The following is a 17,200-nucleotide window of genomic DNA, read 5'->3' as shown; positions in this document are numbered from 1 at the left end:
CTATCCTCAGGCCGGCTTGAGCGCATCGGACAGCGCTTTGTCGACAACCTTGTCAGCGGCCAGCCGGGCTTTCAGCTTGTCGGCGAATTCCGCGCCAGCCGTCTTCGCATTTTCCGGCAGCTTCTCATATTCCGACAGTGCGCGCTGATAGTCGCCATCCGTCACCGCCGTTTCCATGCGCGCGACAATCGACGCGGGATCATCGCCCTCGACATTGCCGACCGGACGAACCGTGATCAGAGAGCGGGCGCTCGCCATCAGTCGGTCGACCACACCGCCGTCCTGAGTCGCCGGTCGCGTCGCGACGAGCATCTGCTTTGCGGCCTGCGAAGCCTCGGCCGAAAGTGCTGCATGGGTCGGAATGCCTTCGGCAGCAAAGGGCCGCAACGCCTCGATGCTCGGATCGTCCGTCGCGATGGCGGCATAGGTCTCGAGTTCATCCGTAAAGGATGATCCGCTCTCGACCGCCGATTTGAGCGCGGAGGCCGCCACGATGCGCGCCATGCGCGGCTGTTCGTCCTGCGCGGCCACCTGCTCGCCGAGAGCCTTCAACTCACTCTCCAGCGCCGACAGACGTTCGGCATTCATCGCTGCCGCGGAGGAGGCCGAGGAAGCAGCCTCGTTCACCGAGCCTATCTGCTGCTCGATACCGGCAATCCGCTCTGCAATCGCGGCGGCATCCGGTGCCGCGCCGTCTGTCTGGGCCAGGCCGCCCACCTTTGTTTCCAGCTCCGCAATCCGGGTTTGAAGCGCGTCAAGGCCGGCACTCTCGCCCGCCCCGCCCGACTCGACGGCAGATTGGAGCTGATCCAGATCACCGCGCAAAGTGTCTACACTGTTTTCCAATTGACCGATCCGTTCGCTGGCTTGAGCAAGTTCTTCTCCGCTCGAACCAGCGGGCGCACTCGCCAGTTCCCGGACCTCGGCGATCTGGCTCTGAGCGGCAGATAGTTCCTGTCTCAGCGAGGCCAGTTCCGCCGACGAATCCTCTGTGTTCCGCGCCGGGGTCGGCACCAGGCCTGCCCATTGCAGAGCGCCGCCCAACAACAGCGCGATCACACCGCCCGCCACGCCGGCCGCGAGTGATGCCCCCGCACCTGGTTTTTCACGCGCCGCCGGTTCGGCTTTCTGCTCCCCAGGCTTCGTTGCTCCTCCCGTTGCACTCCCTGAAAAGGCCGTGCCTGTCGCGGAGGGTTTGGCTTCCTCCTTTGCAGAAGAAGGAGATGTTCCGGTTGCAGCAGTCTTGCTCGTGGCCGTGGACGCAGTGCCGGATACGGATGCCTTCTGCTCCGGTTTGGTTTCAGGCCTGGAAGCCTCCGCCTGCGATGGCCTTGCGGCACTCGCCGGACTATCCGCCGATTCCTTTTTGGCTTCCGCGGCTTCCTTCGGATTCTTGGCCGATGTGGCCTTCTCCGCCCCTTGCGGAACGCGCTTGACGGTTTCCGGATCGAGATCGATCGTCACCGGCTCCCTTTTCGTCTTGGAATGGCGCGTCTGAGGCGTCTTGACCATCACGGAACTCCGTGCTCGTGTGATTTCAACGGGCGCCGTGACGGCGCGGCTTGGATCAGGTCTGTCGTATCATACAGACATCTGATGAAAAGGTGACCTTCCACCTCAATCGACAGACGTCAGCAATCGTAGCATCGCCTCTTCGGCGGGGCGCTCCGCAATATGAACCGGACCCTGCCCATTGCGCGCAAGCGCATCGGCAACACGCCGCGATATGCAAAAGAACCTCATCCGTGCGAAAACCGGATCCGCCTTATGCGCTGCGACCAGTTCCCTGAGCCCTAGCGCACCCGCAACCGAGTAAACAAGCGCGCCCCAGATCGGGTTCCCGTCCGTCGCCACCGAAAGAGCTTCTGACGGATAGTCGACTGGCAGAGTGTCATAAGTTTCGATCGCTTCAACCCGAAGCCCGTTCTCGCCCAATATGCGCTCGAAGGAATCGCGCCGCACGCGTCCGCAAAGATAGGCTATCCTTCCTCCGGGCTCGGCCGTGACGATGGCCTTCGCCAGCGTTTCGGCATCTCCGTGGCCGGCGACCTGGACCGCAAGTCCGGCCCGGCTCGCAGCCTCCGCCGTGCGCGTTCCGACAGCATAACATCTGCGCCCCGCCATGCTGCCGATGAGAGCCGTCCCCGCATGGTGCAGGGCATTGGCGCTGGTCACCGCCACCACGTCATAATCCGAAGGATCGGGAATCCTCTCGGGGACAATGGCCTCGATCCGCGTCAACGGCAGCTTCACCGGTTCGAAACCGGCTGCTTCAAGCCGCCGGGCAGTGTCGGAAGCTCCCGGCTCCGGGCGCGTGACCAGTATGCGGCGCATTCATCCCCAGCCTTCGAAGAAACTCGTACCGGCTTTGTCTCGAACGCGCGAGCCCGCATCGGTACCGATCCACGCCGCATCCAAGACCGGGCCTTTTGCCGCGACCTCATGCGCCTGGCTGCCGTCCGGTGTCAGGATCATGCCATGGAATTCCAGTCGGCTGCCTACGACGGCGGCATGACCGGCGATGGGCGTCCGGCACGACCCGTCCAAGGCGGCCAGGAATGCGCGCTCGCAAGCGAGCGCGATGCCGGTTTCCTCATGATGAATGGCATCGACCAGCTTCCGGATGCGCTCGTCGCCGATGCGGCTTTCGATACAGATCGCACCCTGCCCGAGCGCCGGCGGGAAGCGCTCGACCGGCAGCACTTCACTCGCCACGCTTTCCAGTTGCAGTCGCTTCAGGCCGGCAAGGGCGAGCAGCGTGCCTTCGGCCTCACCGTTTTCGAGCTTGCTCAGTCGGGTCTGCACATTGCCGCGGAACAGGCTGACATTCAGGTCCGGCCGCATCCGCAATGCGAGCGCCTGGCGGCGCAGCGACGATGTGCCGAGCTTTGCGCCTTGAGGCAGGTCTTCCAGACGCTTCGCCGCGCGGCCGATAAAGACATCGCGAACATCCTCACGCTCCAGGAAGGCGGATATCTCCAGCCGGTCCGGCAATATCGTCGGCATGTCCTTTGAGGAATGCACGGCAAGATCGATGCGGTTGTCGAAAAGCGCCTCTTCCAGTTCCTTGGTGAACAAGCCTTTGCCGCCGGCATTCGCAAGCGACCGGTCCTGAATACGATCGCCGCTGGTGGAGATCACCACGATATCGAAGGCCTCTTCAGGCAAGGCATGGGCCGTCATCAGGCGCGCGCGTGTTTCCGCGGCCTGGGCAAGCGCCAGGGCACTGCCGCGCGTCCCTATTCTAATCACATCGGTTTGCATGCTACTGCGTCCGTGATAACCCCCATTCGGGCGGGGTGCCAGCCCTAACCCGGAAATTGCGGACCATCAACAAAGGACAGTCGGACGGAATGACGCGCGTGCTCGGAATAGAGACGAGTTGCGACGAGACCGCTGCGGCGGTCGTCGATGCCGGCAGCGCACCCTCCATTCTTTCCAACGTGGTGCTCAGCCAGATCGAGGATCACGCAGCTTTTGGCGGCGTCGTGCCGGAAATCGCAGCCCGCGCTCACGTCGAGGCACTGGACGGCGTGATTGAAGCCGCATTGTCGCAGGCCGGCCTCGGGCTTTCCGACATCGACGCGGTCGCCGCCACCTCCGGACCCGGCCTGATCGGCGGCCTCATCGTCGGGCTGACGACGGCCAAGGCGATAGCTGCCGCAGCCGGCAAGCCGCTCCTGCCGATCAACCATCTGGAAGGCCATGCCCTGACCGCCCGCCTGACCGACCGGCTGGAATTTCCCTACCTGCTCCTGCTCGTTTCCGGCGGGCATACGCAGATCTTGCTCGTAACCGGTGTTGGCCGCTATGCGCGCTGGGCGACCACGATAGACGACGCGCTCGGCGAGGCTTTCGACAAAACCGCCAAGCACCTCGGCCTGCCATATCCGGGAGGGCCGAGCGTAGAGAAGGCGGCCAAGGAGGGCGATCCGACGCGCTTCGCCTTTCCCCGTCCCCTCAAGGGCGAAAGCCGCCCCGATTTTTCCTTCTCCGGCCTCAAGACCGCCGTGCGCAAGGCGGCAAGCGAACTCGAACCGCTTGATGAAAAAGCGATTGCCGATATCTGTGCCTCCTTTCAGCGTGCCGTGACAGAAACCCTGGCAGAACGTGTCGGCCGCAGCCTCGGACGCTTCCGGGACATGTTTCCTGCGATTTCCGAACCCGTTCTGGTCGTAGCCGGCGGCGTGGCTGCAAATCGTGAAATCCGGGACGCCCTGGATGGTCTTTGCGTCTCACACGGTTTCCGCCTGGTTGCTCCACCGGCCGTCCTTTGTGGCGACAACGCCGCCATGATCGCCTGGGCAGGTCTCGAACGGCTCGAAGCAGGCCTTACGGAGGACGATCCCTTTGCATTCGCGCCACGGTCTCGGTGGCCCCTCGACATGGAGGCCGAGCCCATGATCGGCTCCGGCCGGCGCGGAGCCAAGGCATGAGGACGGGAAAGACCATTGCGATTATGGGAACCGGCGCCTGGGGCACGGCCCTGGGCATGACCATGCTGCGCGCTGGCCACGATGTCCGGCTGTGGGGGCGCGACGCCGCAACGGTCGCGGCCATCAATGAACGCCATGTAAACCCGCGCTACCTGCCGGACCTCCGGCTCGACGACAGGCTGACTGCGACCCAGGATGCCGCTGCTGCCCTGCGTGGCGCCGACTGCATCCTCATGGTGACGCCGGCGCAGACCCTCCACACCGTGCTTGACGGCCTCAAGGATCGCATTCCCTCCGGCGCCCCCCTCGTGCTTTGCGCCAAGGGGATAGACCGGCAAAGCGGCAAGCTGCTGTCTGCCGTCGCGTCCGATATCCTTCCGCAAAATCCGGTCGGCGCGCTCTCCGGCCCAAGCTTTGCATCCGACGTTGCGCGCGGCCTGCCGACGGCCGTGACGGTCGCGGCTGCCAATGCGGGTCTGGCGGCCGAACTCGCCGCCCTTCTCAGCACGCCGCATTTCCGTTGCTACTCCACCGACGACCTGATCGGCGTGGAGATCGGCGGCGCCCTGAAGAATGTCATGGCCATCGCCGCCGGCGCGACTTCGGGCGCCAATCTCGGCGCCAGCGCGCAGGCGGCCATCGTCACGCGCGGCTTCGTCGAATTGAGGCGCATCGGCGCTGCCCTGGGCGCACGGCCCGAGACCCTGTTGGGTCTTTCCGGGCTCGGCGATCTGATCCTCTCCTGCAATTCGTCCCAGTCGCGCAATTTCGCCTATGGCCTTGCGCTCGGCCGCAAGGAAAATCTGGCCGGGCTGCCGCTGGCAGAGGGCGTGGCGACGGCTGGCATCGCGGCGCGCATCACGCGCGAGCGCGGGATAGATGCGCCGATCACCGACATCGTGGACCGCATATTGCGCGGCGAGATCACGGTCGATGATGCGACAAGGCTGCTATTGTCGCGGCCATTGAAGAGCGAGGACGATATTTAGGAGGGAATTGAAATGCTGTTTGCCATCATCTGCAAGGACAAGCCCGGCGGACTCCAGACACGGCTCGACACGCGACCGGACCATGTGGCTTATCTGAATGGGCTCAACGAAGAGGGAAAGCTGAAATTCGCCGGACCGTTCCTCGACGCTGAAGGCAAACCCTGCGGCAGTCTGGTGATGATCGAAGCGGACGATCATGATGCTGCGCAGGCGCTTGCCGATGCCGATCCTTATGCACGCGCAGGCCTTTTCGCATCCGTCGAGATCCATCCCTGGAACTGGGTGTTCAACAGTCCGGAGAAAGCGTGATGGCATACTGGCTCTTCAAGTCCGAGCCCTCGACCTGGTCCTGGGAGATGCAGAAGAAGAAAGGTGACGCCGGCCAGCAATGGGACGGGGTACGCAACTACCAGGCACGCAACAATATGCGTGCAATGAAGATCGGCGATCTCGGCTTCTTCTATCATTCCAACGAGGGCCTTGAAGTGGTCGGCATTGTCGAGGTCTGCGCGCTTGCCCATCGCGACACCACAACGGATGACGAGCGCTGGGAATGCGTCGACGTCCGCGCCGTGAGGGATATGCCGAAGCCCGTTACGATGAAGGACATCAAGGCCAATCCAAAGCTCAAGGAGATGGTGCTCGTCAACAATTCGCGCCTTTCGGTGCAACCGGTCACGAAGGAGGAATGGATCGAGGTCTGCCGCATGGGCGGGCTCGATCCGGCGCAGTGAACGCCCGCAGGATCACGCCCGAAGATGCCGAGGCATTCATCCTCGGCAATACCAGCCTGATGGCTCCGCCGCATGTGCCGGAAATCCGCCTGTATCTGGCGGACGAGGTCCATGATCTGTGGCACAAGACGGAAGAAGAGCTCCAGGAGATCGGCCTGCCGCCGCCCTTCTGGGCTTTCGCATGGGCAGGAGGGCAAGGTCTCGCCCGCTGCATACTGGACCACCCGAAACTTGTAGCAGGCCGCCATGTGCTCGATTTCGCCAGCGGTTCAGGGCTGGTCGCCATCGCTGCTGCAATGGCCGGTGCGCAAAGCGTCATGGCAGCCGACACCGATCCCTTCTGCGAAACGGCAGTCCGCCTCAATGCGGCCGCCAATCAGGTGGAGATCGGCTTCACCGCCGCCAACCTCATCGGTAAAAAGGGCGATTGGGATGTGCTTCTCGCCGGCGATGTCTTTTACGACAAAGTGCTGGCCGGGCACTTGGTGCCTTGGTTCGAAGAGCTGCACCGGAAAGGCGTGACCATTCTCATTGGAGATCCCGGCCGAAGCTATCTGCCGAATTCAGGTCTGGAGCGGCTCGCCGTTTATGAAGTCCCGGTAACGCGTCTACTGGAAGATTCGGAAGTCAAGCGCACCACGGTCTGGCGCCTCGCTCGACCTATTTCCCCGACGGCTCCTCAACCGTGTGGCGCATGATCAGCGGCATCTGGCTCATGGTGAAGACAAGGGTGATCGGCATGATGCCCCATACCTTGAAGGCGACCCATGCGTCTGTCGAGAAGGAGCGCCAGACGATCTCGTTGACAACGGCCAGAAACAGAAAGAACAGACCCCAACGCAATGTCAGCTTGCGCCAGCCCTCCGCATCCAGTTTGAAGGCGGAATCAAAGACATAGCCCAGCAGCGACTTGCCGAAGGCGAGCCCGCCAAGCAGCAGCGCGCCAAACAGCGTGTTGACGATGGTCGGCTTCATCTTGATGAAAGTGTCGTTGTGCAGATAAAGCGTCAGCGCGCCGAACACGAAAACGACCACGCCCGACACCAGCGGCATGATCGGCAGCGATCGCGTCAGCACCCAGGAGACGGCAAGCGCGATAGCGGTGGCGGCCATGAACAGTCCGGTGGCAAGGAAGATCGGTCCGCCGAGAGCACCGAGCGCCGGAAATTGAGCGACGATCCACTCGCCCCGCGCATTGGCGAAGAAGAAGATCAGGAGCGGCCCCAGCTCCAGGGCCAGCTTGAGCAGCGGGTTCATCTCCTTGCGCTTGGGATCGGTCGGGTCGCGCTCGAAAATGTGGTTGGCCATTATTGGACTCCTGCGATCGCCTTGGCAAAATCGCTTGCGGAAAAGGGTTCGAGATCGTCGACCTGCTCGCCGACGCCGATGAAATAGACCGGCAGCTTGTGCTTGGCGGCGATCGCAACCAGGATGCCGCCACGCGCCGTGCCGTCCAGCTTGGTCATTACCAGCCCGTTCACGCCAGCAACATTGCGGAAGATTTCGACCTGATTGAGGGCGTTCTGTCCGGTCGTCGCATCCACCGTCTGCAGCACCGTATGGGGCGCATCCGGATCGTGGCGGCCGAGCACACGGACGATCTTTTCCAGTTCGGCCATCAGCTCGGCCTTGTTCTGCAGCCGGCCGGCCGTGTCTATGATGAGCACGTCGGAGCCCGCCTCCCTGGCCTTCACATAGGCGTCCCAGGCAAGGCCCGCCGCATCGGCGCCGAGCTTCGAGGATATCACGGGCGAACCGGTCCGCTCGCCCCAGATCTTCAGCTGTTCGATCGCCGCGGCACGGAAGGTGTCGCCAGCCGCCAGCATGACCGAAAGCCCGCCCTGAGTCAGCTTGGCGGCGAGCTTGCCGATCGTCGTGGTCTTGCCCGTGCCGTTCACACCGACGACGAGGATCACATGCGGCTTGTGCGAAAGATCGAGCTCGAGCGGCAAGGCGACCGGATCGAGCACCTTCGTGATCTCCTCGGCCATCACGGCGCGCACGTCGGCCTCCGTCGTTTGTCGCCCGTAGCGGCCGGAAGCGAGCTTGTCGGTGATGCGCATTGCCGTTTCGACGCCGAGATCGGCACGGATCAGGACATCCTCCAGATCCTCCATTATCTCGTCCGTCAGACGGCCCTTGGTGAAGACGCCGGAAATGCTGTCGGCAAGCTCGCGTGAAGACCGGGAAAGCCCCTGACGCATGCGCTGCAGCCAGGACAGACGCGGCGCGGCTTGCGGCTCCGCCTGTACAGGCTCCTCACGCCGCTCGACGGTTCTCGAAACGGTGACCTTGCCCGCTGGTCGCGGCTCAGCCGGAATCGGGAGCTCGGGAATGGCGGAAGCCTCCGGGACGAGCTGTTCCTGGTCGAACACTTCTTCCTCTACCGCATCCGGGCGATCGCCTTCGACGGGTTCCTCGTCCACGGGCAGGCCTGGCGCAGGTGCCTCGGTCTCTGGCGCTTCCTGTCTGACAGGCAGCTCTTCCGGCGGCGATGGTTCCGGCTCCTCCGGCAACGGCTCGTTCTGGGGTTCCAGCTCCCGCTTGGAAGGCATTTCAGCGGACGACTCCGCCGAGGTCCCAGGCTCGCGCGCAAGGAGCTCTTCGAGATGCGACGGCTCGGGCGCAGGCTCCGGCTTCTCAATCGGGACTTCCGGCACCGGTCGCGGTTCCGGCGGCACTTCCGCAGGTCTCTCGGGCGCCGGTGTCGGGACTTCCTGTGGCACTGGCGCTGGCACCTGCTCCGGTTCTGGAGGCGGCGCGGTTTCCGGCTCTGGTGCAGGGACCGGTTCAGGTTCCTTCGGCGGTTCAGGGGTCTCCGGTTCTGCCGGTGGCGGCTCCTGCGGGCGTGGTCCCGGCGCGGGCTCGTTTCCCGGAGTTTCAGGGCGCGCGGGCTCGGACGCGGGAAGCTGGGCCGCTTCCATTCCGTCCGCGGGAACCTCTTCAATCGCCTTCTTGCCGAAGGAGAAAATCTTCTTGATGAGACCGAATGCCATCAGATCGACATAGCCTCAGGCTGCCTCTGCACGCAATGCTTCGGCCAGAAGCCGCGCCCCATCGTCACCGATGATTGCTGCTTCTACGATCTCGCCCGGGACTCCTTCTCGAACCGCTGCGAGGGTAAAGCCTTCCGTCCGGCCGAGCCCTTCCCGCTCGATCAAAATGCGTTGGCGGGTGCCTGAAAGCGCCTTCAGATGCGCCCGATAGGCACGCTCGCCTGCCTCGCGCAGGCGCGCGGCACGCTCCTTGATCAACTTGCGCGGCAGTTGTGGCATGCGCGCGGCGGGCGTTCCCTCGCGCGGGCTGAAGGGGAAGACATGCAGATGCGTCAACCCGCATTCCTCGACGATGCGCAGGGAATTTTCGAACATTTCCTCGGTTTCTGTCGGGAAACCGGCAATGATGTCGGCGCCGAAGATGACATCGGGGCGAAGCTTCCGAACATCCTCGCAGAAGCGGATGGCGTCGTCGCGCAGATGGCGGCGCTTCATGCGCTTCAGGATCATGTCATCGCCGGCCTGCAACGACAGGTGCAGATGCGGCATCAGGCGCTTCTCATCCGCGATCGCTTCCATCAGGCCCTCGTCGGCTTCGATGGAATCGATGGATGAGAGCCGCAGCCGGGCCAGTTCCGGCACTTGGTGCAGTATAGCTTGCACAAGCCGGCCAAGCCTCGGCTTTCCGGGCAGGTCTGCGCCATAGCTGGTCAGGTCGACCCCGGTCAGCACCACTTCGGCATAACCGTTTTCGACCAGCCGCCGCACCTGATCCACCACCGCGCCCATGGGTACCGAGCGCGAATTGCCTCGGCCGTAAGGGATGATGCAGAAGGTGCAGCGATGATCGCAGCCGTTCTGCACCTGCACGAAGGCGCGCGCCCTGCCTTCTATGGCGTCCACCATGTGCGATGCGGTCTCGCGCACTCCCATGATGTCGTTGACGCGCACCTTCTCGAATTGATTGACACCAAAATCGGGCAAGGCGCGATAATTGTGCGCCTTCAGCTTCTCCTCGTTGCCGAGCACGAGGTCGACTTCCTCCATCGCGCCGAAACCTTGCGGATCCGTCTGAGCGGCGCATCCGGTGACTATGATGCGTGCCTGCGGATTGTCACGCCGCGCCTTGCGGATCGCCTGCTTGGCCTGCCGCACCGCCTCGCCGGTGACGGCGCAGGTATTGATTACGACTGCGCCGCCCGTCAATTCCCCAAGCCCCGCGGCTTCGGCTTCGCGGCGCATGACTTCCGACTCGTAAGTATTGAGCCGACAGCCGAAGGTGACGACCTCGACTGCCATCAGGCGACGACCTCTTCATCGCGTTGCCACGCCCCGGTTTCGGGATCGAAGCGGCCGGAAAATTCCCATTCCGCCGGACCGGTCATGACGACGTGATCGTCCTGCCGCCATTCGATATGCAGCGGCCCGCCGGGAACGGTGACGGTAACGGAGCGGTCGGTTCTGCCCGTGCGGGCGGCCGAGACGGCGGCTGCGCAAGCAGCCGAGCCGCAGGCCTTGGTGAGCCCGGCGCCACGCTCCCATGTGCGGATCGTCAGCGCGTCACGCCCTTTGACCTGTGCAATGGTGATGTTGGCGCGCTCGGGAAAAATCGGGTGATGCTCGAGCATCGGCCCGAACCGCTCCAGGTCATAATTCCACACGTCATCCTCCACCCAGAAGATCGCGTGGGGGTTTCCCATGGAGGCGACCGATGGAGAGTCCAGCACCGGCGCGACGACGGGCCCGACCTGCAATTCGATCATGCGCGTGTCGCGGAACTCCTTCGCCAGCGGAATATCCTGCCAGCCGAAACGCGGCTTGCCCATATCGACCGAGATCAAGCCATCCGCATGTTCTTCGGCGTTCAAGATGCCGGCCATGGTTTCGAAAGTAAAAATCCTTTGGCCGGTTTCGGAAGCCAGCGCCTGCACCACACATCGCATGCCATTGCCGCAGGCCTGCGCCTGGCTGCCGTCGGAATTGATGATTTCTATGTAGTTCGCCGTGCCCTTTGTGCGCGGATCATGGATCGCCATGATCTGATCGAACCGGGTGGCCTGGTCGGCATTGAGCGCAACCGCCGCGGCGGGGCTCACACGGTCCGCACGACCGCGCATATCGGCAACAATGATCTCGTTGCCGAGCCCGTTCATCTTCGCGAACTGTACCTCAACCGCCATAGCGCACCGATCATTCCGGTTTGGCGCCTATATGGCGGATCGAAGCGGAAATTACCAGCCGGTGAATATCTGCTCAGGCGATGGCGACGATGCCCAGTATGACCAGCAGGAAGAGGACGAGCACGATCGCGATCAGTATCTTCGCACCGGTCGCAGCCACGCCAGCCAGCGAATTGAAACCGAGCAGGCTTGCTACCGCCGCAACGACAAGAAGAATGAGAATCCATTTGATCATCGGAAACGACCCTCCTTTAGAGCCGCGCAAATGCGGCTTCAGGAGAACGCTGCGGCGACGATTACGTTCCTTGTGCCCCCTGGGCCCTCGAAAAGACCGATCCGATCTCTTCGGGGACGTCCCAGACTTCGCCGGGTTGCATCGGACGGAAACGATCTTTTGACAAGCCCTCCGCATCAAGGGCGGCTAGGAGCCGCTCGCGAGGCTCTTCTATTGCCTCGTTGGTGAGCTGGAACGTTCCCCAATGATGGCCGGCGGCGAAGGCGCTGTTGGAAAGCAGCATGCCTTTCACGGCTTCCTCGGGATTCTGGTGCTGCGCCTCCATGAACCAACGCGGCTCGTAAGCACCGATCGGAAGAATGGCGAAACGAAACCCGCCATGCTTTTCGGCTGCGGCGCGATAGTTGATGCCCTGGTGAAAGCCGGTGTCGCCGACATGATAAATCCTGCCGGCGGGTGTATCGACGACAAAGGCAGCCCAGAGCGCCATGCGGCGGTCTCCCATGCCGCGCGCGGACCAGTGATGCGCCGGCTCGAAATGGATCATCGCCGGCCCGAACGAAACCTGATCACCCCAATCGCCCGTCACAATCTTCATGCCGGGAATGGAGCCTTTCACGATCGTGTCGTTCCCGAGCGGCGTCATCACGACCGGGTCATGCGCCTCCCTGAGCTGCGCCAGCGTGGCCATGTCCATATGGTCGTAGTGATTGTGGCTGAGCAGCACGAGGTCGATCCGCGGCAGGTTCTCGAAGGCAATCCCCGGCGGGTTCACGCGCCGGGGCCCGACGAAACTGAAGGGCGAGCAGCGTTCGGACCAGACTGGATCGGTCAATATGTTCAGCCCTGCAATTTGAACCAGCAGGCTTGCATGCCCGATCATGGTCACGCGCAAGCCGCCGCCATCGACACGGGCAACGGGCCTCGCCTGCGGATGCGGGCTAGGAAAGGATGCCGGCCATTTGGCGCGGGTTTCCCAGAATTGCCATTTCAGCAGATCGCCGAGCGATCGCGGCGGCACGCCTTTGGGATTGAAGAAGACTTCGCCATCGAAATGGTCGCTGACCGGGCCTTTATAATAGCGGTTGCCGGTCTTTTTCCCGCTTGTCGCGGCACTCCCGGCAACCACGGCGCCGACACTTCCCGATCCCAGCCATGCAAGCAGTTTGCGTCTGTTCATTGCTGGAGAATAGTGATTGGCCTTGCAGGTTCAAGTTCGAGCCATCTTTGCCAGCGATCCTTGCATGGACAAACCGCGCTGCTTGCGCAATTGTGCCTGTACAAGCATATCTGTCCAGTAAGCCCAGTGCTGTGCCACTTGGATGAACCTGATATTAACCACGTTGAAATCTGATCTTTTCCGCAACATCGCCATGATTCGGCTATTGAAGGGACCGCAAGCGGTGCATCGCGTGCCGCCAACGGAGGACGGGATGTCACGATCAAAAATTGCAATGGTCGCCGTATCGCTGACGACGCTTCTTGCAGCAGGCTGTCAGAGCGACCGTTTCAGTCAACCGCAAAGCGCTGGTCCGGCCCCGCTGACCCCTGCTCCGTCGGGCACCGTCCAGTCCAGCCAGCTTCCGCCTCCGTCCGGACCACTGTCCCCAACAGAGTTCCCTCAAGCGCCGCAGCAGGAACAGCAGATGGCGGCTCTCGACCCCAATGCTGCCGCCAGCGGCCCCGAAATTTCGGCGGGCAGCGTCGCAGGCGTCTGGACCGTCAATGTTGCCGGACAGAGTTGCCGGGTGGCCACGCCGCAAACGAAATTCGGCCAGGGTTATCGCGCAGGGCCGCTTCGCTGCCCGGCCCCGCTCGACGGGGTGAAGTCGTGGAACGTCGAAGGCGGCCAACTGGCCTTCTACGACGAGAGCGGCGGTGTGCTCGCCCGCCTTTCTTCCAGCGGCAACGAGCAGTTCAACGGCCAGACAAGCACCGGCCAGCCCATATCCCTCTCTCGCTGACCCTCACGGATCGTTAAATCCTTCCCGACAGCTTTTTTGGCCGGAACCTGAAACATGTCCTTGCGCGACGGCCTCGTAACGCACCCCTCCGTCACGCAGCGCTATGATCACCTCGTCGAACTCGGCGCATTGTCGCGCGATCCGGCGCAGGAAGCGGTCGCAAAGGCTCTCGACCGGCTGATCGGAGATATAGACGAACGGCGTCTGGCGCTGAAATCCAGCGCCCTTGGCTGGCTTTTCGCCAAGCGCCGCAAGGCGCGTGAAAACATCATGGGCCTTTATGTCCATGGCGGGGTCGGGCGCGGCAAGACCATGCTCATGGACATGTTCTTTGAACTTGTCCCGGTAGAAGCAAAACGGCGGGCCCATTTCAACGACTTCATGGCCGATGTCCATGACCGTATCGGACGTCATCGCGAAGCGTTCAAGGCCGGCGCTACGCGAGACCGGGACCCGATCCCGCCCGTGGCGAAAGCGCTTGCCGAACAGGCATGGGTGTTATGCTTCGACGAATTCTCGGTGACGGACATAGCCGACGCCATGATCCTGTCGCGCCTGTTCTCAGCACTTTTCGAACACGGCGTGGTTCTGGTCGCGACCTCCAATGTAGCGCCGGAGGATCTCTACAGGGACGGGCTCAATCGCGGCCTGTTCGAGCCTTTCATCGATGTCCTCAAGCAGCACGTCACGGTGATGCGGCTCGATACGGCAACCGACTACCGGCTGGAAAAGCTCCATCATCTTCCGGTCTACATGACACCCATCGGTGCAGATACGGATCGGATGATGGATGAGGCATGGAGGGCGGCGACCGAAGGACATGACATTCGTCCCGCGGAAATCTCCGTCAAAGGCCGCGAGATCGTCGTGCCGGCCGCAGCCGGACGCGCGGCGCGCTTTTCCTTTCACGACCTGTGCGGACAGCCGCATGGCGCCCGGGACTACATGGCCATCGCCGAAGCCTATGACACGATCTTCATCGATCACGTTCCGGTCATGGACGAGGCGCAGCGCAACGAGGCGAAGCGCTTCATCCTACTGATCGACACGCTCTATGACAGCCGCGCCCATCTCGTCCTGAGCGCCGAAGCGGCACCGGAGAAGCTCTATACAGGCAGGAGCGGCACGGAAGCCTTCGAATTCCAGCGAACGGCTTCCCGGCTCTTCGAAATGCAAAGCCGTGACTGGGTGGACGGTGCCGGGGCGCGTCGGGCGGGAATAGCAAGGCAGAAGGATGATGGTCCCATGGCGGCCGCGGGCGGCTGACGGCAATATCGGAGCCGGCAAATATTTACGTTTACGTAAATTCCATACTGTCTAAACGATTGAAATCATTGCGACAGAAAGAAACGGTTGAATTTCGTTGGCGATACGACTATGCCTTCCGGACTTTCGGGTGGTGGGCTAGGCCTCGTCAGACCTGCTTGGACCAAGTTGGCTGGCCGATCCACGGCTCGGCATTACGCAAGGGGATAATCAGCACACATGGCTCGCGACAAGATCGCTCTTATCGGCTCCGGCATGATCGGCGGAACGCTCGCCCACCTGGCCGGCCTCAAGGAACTTGGCGACGTTGTTCTTTTCGATATCGCCGAAGGCACACCCCAGGGCAAGGCACTGGACATCGCGCAATCCTCGCCGGTCGAGGGTTTTGACGCCAAGCTGCTCGGAGCCAACGACTATGCGGCGATCGAGGGCGCCGATGTCTGCATCGTGACGGCTGGCGTGCCCCGCAAGCCGGGCATGAGCCGCGACGATCTGCTCGGCATCAACCTCAAGGTGATGGAACAGGTTGGCGCAGGCATCCGGAAATATGCCCCCAATGCCTTCGTCATCTGCATTACCAATCCACTCGACGCCATGGTTTGGGCCCTGCAGAAATTCTCCGGCCTGCCCAAGAACATGGTGGTCGGCATGGCCGGCGTGCTCGATTCGGCGCGCTTCCGCTATTTCCTGGCCGAGGAATTCAAGGTCTCGGTCGAGGATGTCACGGCCTTCGTGCTCGGTGGCCATGGCGATTCCATGGTGCCGCTGACGCGTTATTCCACGGTTGCTGGCATCCCCATTCCCGATCTGGTCAAGATGGGCTGGACCTCCAAGGAGAAGGTGGAAAGCATCGTCCAGCGGACCCGTGACGGCGGTGCCGAGATCGTCGGCCTCCTGAAAACCGGCTCGGCCTACTATGCCCCCGCGGCTTCCGCGATCACGATGGCGGAAAGCTATCTCAAGGACAAGAAGCGCGTGCTGCCCTGCGCGGCCCATCTTTCGGGCCAGTATGGCGTCAAGAACATGTATGTCGGCGTGCCTACCGTCATCGGTGCAGGCGGCGTCGAGCGCATCATCGAGATCGACCTGAACAAGACCGAGCAAAAGATGTTCGACAAGTCGGTGGCAGCCGTGCAGGGTCTTTGCGAGGCTTGTGCCGAGATCGCGCCCAACCTGAAGAAGTAGGAGCCCCGGAGGCGATGAACATCCACGAATACCAGGCCAAGCAGCTTCTCAAGAGCTATGGCGCGCCGGTTGCCGAGGGCGTGCCGGTATTGAATGTGGCTGATGCCGAAGCAGCCGCCAAACAGCTTCCCGGCCCGCTCTATGTGGTGAAAAGCCAGATCCATGCCGGCGGGCGCGGCAAGGGCAAGTTCAAGGAGTTGGGACCTGACGCCAAGGGTGGCGTCCGTCTTGCCAAATCAGTGGACGAGGTTGTCGCCAACGTCAAGGAGATGCTCGGCAACACGCTGGTCACCAAGCAGACCGGTCCGGCCGGCAAGCAGGTCAACCGCCTCTATATCGAAGACGGCGCCGACATCGACCGCGAGCTCTACCTGTCGATCCTCGTGGACCGCTCGGCAGGCCGCGTCTCCTTCGTGGTGTCGACTGAAGGCGGCATGGATATCGAGGCCGTGGCCGAAGAAACGCCCGAGAAGATCGTCACCGTCGCCATTGATCCCGAAACGGGTGTCACGGCGGCCGATGTCGAAAAGCTCAACCAGGCTTTGAAACTGACCGGCGACGCGGCCAAGGACGGTGAAATGCTGTTCCCGACGCTCTACAAGGCTTTCGTCGAGAAGGACATGAGCCTCCTCGAGGTCAATCCGCTGATCGTCATGGAGAATGGCCGCCTGCGCGTTCTCGACGCCAAGGTGTCCTTCGACAACAACGCGCTGTTCCGCCATCCGGAAGTGATGGAGCTGCGCGACACGACCGAAGAGGACGAGAAGGAGATCGAGGCCTCCAAATACGATCTCGCCTATGTGGCGCTGGACGGCAATATCGGCTGCATGGTGAATGGAGCGGGCCTTGCCATGGCGACGATGGACATCATCAAGCTCTATGGCGCCGAACCGGCAAACTTCCTCGACGTCGGCGGCGGCGCGAGCAAGGAAAAGGTGACTGCCGCCTTCAAGATCATAACCGCCGATCCGAACGTGAAGGGCATCCTGGTCAACATCTTCGGCGGCATCATGCGCTGTGACGTGATCGCCGAAGGCGTCGTGGCCGCCGTCAGGGAAGTCGGCCTCAAGGTACCCCTAGTGGTCCGCCTCGAGGGTACCAATGTCGATCTCGGCAAGAAGATCATCAACGAAAGCGGCCTCAACGTCGTGCCCGCCGACGACCTCGACGATGCCGCCAAGAAGATCGTTGCTGCAGTGAAGGGAAGCTGAGCCG

Annotated in this window: 18 protein-coding genes; 9 read left to right on the top strand and 9 right to left on the bottom strand. The window is 62.5% G+C overall.

The genetic code is table 11. From position 1 onward, the window contains the following. Nucleotides 1-6: 6 nt before the first annotated feature. From L598_RS06630 to hemC, 3 genes are all read right to left on the bottom strand, one after another. Nucleotides 7-1,512: a phage tail protein gene (locus tag L598_RS06630; RefSeq protein ID WP_144861182.1), complete on the bottom strand. Its 1,506-nt coding sequence runs from the start codon at nt 1,510-1,512 to the stop codon at nt 7-9. Between the two features lie 105 nt (nt 1,513-1,617). Beyond that, on the bottom strand, nt 1,618-2,334 hold the full coding sequence (locus L598_RS06625; RefSeq protein WP_144861181.1) for a uroporphyrinogen-III synthase: 717 nt from the start codon (nt 2,332-2,334) through the stop codon (nt 1,618-1,620). Continuing rightward, entirely contained in the window at nt 2,335-3,264 is a 930-nt protein-coding gene (hemC, locus tag L598_RS06620) for a hydroxymethylbilane synthase (protein WP_144861180.1), read from the bottom strand. 89 nt (nt 3,265-3,353) lie between these two features. On the opposite strand from hemC, the gene tsaD reads away from it, so the two are divergent. The 5 genes from tsaD to L598_RS06595 are packed head-to-tail and all read left to right on the top strand — an operon-like array spanning nt 3,354 to nt 6,857. Beyond that, entirely contained in the window at nt 3,354-4,436 is a 1,083-nt protein-coding gene (gene tsaD, locus L598_RS06615) for a tRNA (adenosine(37)-N6)-threonylcarbamoyltransferase complex transferase subunit TsaD (protein WP_144861179.1), read from the top strand. After that, nucleotides 4,433-5,425, top strand: a complete 993-nt coding sequence (locus L598_RS06610) for an NAD(P)H-dependent glycerol-3-phosphate dehydrogenase (RefSeq protein ID WP_144861178.1) — start codon at nt 4,433-4,435, stop codon at nt 5,423-5,425. Before tsaD ends, L598_RS06610 begins: the two co-directional genes overlap by 4 nt. A gap of 12 nt (nt 5,426-5,437) precedes the next feature. Further along, nucleotides 5,438-5,734: a YciI-like protein gene (locus tag L598_RS06605; protein WP_144861177.1), complete on the top strand. Its 297-nt coding sequence runs from the start codon at nt 5,438-5,440 to the stop codon at nt 5,732-5,734. After that, nucleotides 5,734-6,159 carry an EVE domain-containing protein gene (locus L598_RS06600; protein ID WP_144861176.1) on the top strand — a complete coding sequence of 142 codons (426 nt, stop codon included), beginning with the start codon at nt 5,734-5,736 and terminating at the stop codon, nt 6,157-6,159. Before L598_RS06605 ends, L598_RS06600 begins: the two co-directional genes overlap by 1 nt. After that, the gene (locus L598_RS06595) at nt 6,114-6,857 is read left to right on the top strand and encodes a methyltransferase (protein ID WP_144861175.1); all 744 of its coding nucleotides are present in this window, start codon (nt 6,114-6,116) and stop codon (nt 6,855-6,857) included. Before L598_RS06600 ends, L598_RS06595 begins: the two co-directional genes overlap by 46 nt. Here L598_RS06595 and L598_RS06590 read toward each other — a convergent pair. From L598_RS06590 to L598_RS06565, 6 genes are all read right to left on the bottom strand, one after another. Continuing rightward, nucleotides 6,820-7,467, bottom strand: a complete 648-nt coding sequence (locus L598_RS06590) for a septation protein A (protein ID WP_144861174.1) — start codon at nt 7,465-7,467, stop codon at nt 6,820-6,822. The two genes, L598_RS06595 and L598_RS06590, sit on opposite strands and share 38 nt — an antisense overlap. Next, nucleotides 7,467-9,155, bottom strand: coding sequence for a signal recognition particle-docking protein FtsY (gene ftsY, locus L598_RS06585; protein WP_144861173.1), 1,689 nt, complete (start codon nt 9,153-9,155; stop codon nt 7,467-7,469). The genes L598_RS06590 and ftsY overlap by 1 nt, the downstream gene beginning before the upstream one ends. A gap of 15 nt (nt 9,156-9,170) precedes the next feature. Next, entirely contained in the window at nt 9,171-10,454 is a 1,284-nt protein-coding gene (gene mtaB / locus L598_RS06580) for a tRNA (N(6)-L-threonylcarbamoyladenosine(37)-C(2))-methylthiotransferase MtaB (RefSeq protein ID WP_144861172.1), read from the bottom strand. After that, nucleotides 10,454-11,335 carry a diaminopimelate epimerase gene (gene dapF, locus L598_RS06575; protein WP_144861171.1) on the bottom strand — a complete coding sequence of 294 codons (882 nt, stop codon included), beginning with the start codon at nt 11,333-11,335 and terminating at the stop codon, nt 10,454-10,456. The genes mtaB and dapF overlap by 1 nt, the downstream gene beginning before the upstream one ends. A 73-nt stretch (nt 11,336-11,408) precedes the next feature. After that, complete coding sequence (locus L598_RS06570) at nt 11,409-11,570, bottom strand: DUF1328 family protein (protein WP_144861170.1); 162 nt, start codon at nt 11,568-11,570, stop codon at nt 11,409-11,411. A 61-nt stretch (nt 11,571-11,631) separates the two neighbouring features. Beyond that, nucleotides 11,632-12,750 carry an MBL fold metallo-hydrolase gene (locus L598_RS06565; protein ID WP_144861169.1) on the bottom strand — a complete coding sequence of 373 codons (1,119 nt, stop codon included), beginning with the start codon at nt 12,748-12,750 and terminating at the stop codon, nt 11,632-11,634. A 253-nt stretch (nt 12,751-13,003) separates the two neighbouring features. Here L598_RS06565 and L598_RS06560 point away from each other — a divergent pair, with 253 nt between their 5' ends. The 4 genes from L598_RS06560 (at nt 13,004) to sucC (ending at nt 17,196) form a co-directional block, all read left to right on the top strand. After that, the gene (locus L598_RS06560; RefSeq protein ID WP_144861168.1) at nt 13,004-13,534 is read left to right on the top strand and encodes a protease inhibitor Inh/omp19 family protein; all 531 of its coding nucleotides are present in this window, start codon (nt 13,004-13,006) and stop codon (nt 13,532-13,534) included. Nucleotides 13,535-13,588: 54 nt separating this feature from the next. Then, on the top strand, nt 13,589-14,800 hold the full coding sequence (gene zapE, locus L598_RS06555) for a cell division protein ZapE (RefSeq protein WP_144861167.1): 1,212 nt from the start codon (nt 13,589-13,591) through the stop codon (nt 14,798-14,800). Between the two features lie 219 nt (nt 14,801-15,019). After that, on the top strand, nt 15,020-15,985 hold the full coding sequence (gene mdh / locus L598_RS06550) for a malate dehydrogenase (RefSeq protein ID WP_144861166.1): 966 nt from the start codon (nt 15,020-15,022) through the stop codon (nt 15,983-15,985). 14 nt (nt 15,986-15,999) lie between these two features. Further along, the gene (gene sucC / locus L598_RS06545; protein ID WP_144861165.1) at nt 16,000-17,196 is read left to right on the top strand and encodes an ADP-forming succinate--CoA ligase subunit beta; all 1,197 of its coding nucleotides are present in this window, start codon (nt 16,000-16,002) and stop codon (nt 17,194-17,196) included. The last annotated feature ends 4 nt before the right edge of the window (nt 17,197-17,200 follow it).

The sequence above is a fragment of the Mesorhizobium sp. J18 genome (genome assembly GCF_007829525.1).
Taxonomy (GTDB): domain Bacteria; phylum Pseudomonadota; class Alphaproteobacteria; order Rhizobiales; family Rhizobiaceae; genus VLJP01.
Note: the sequence above shows the minus strand (reverse complement) of the source record. Positions and strands in the feature narration are given on the sequence as shown.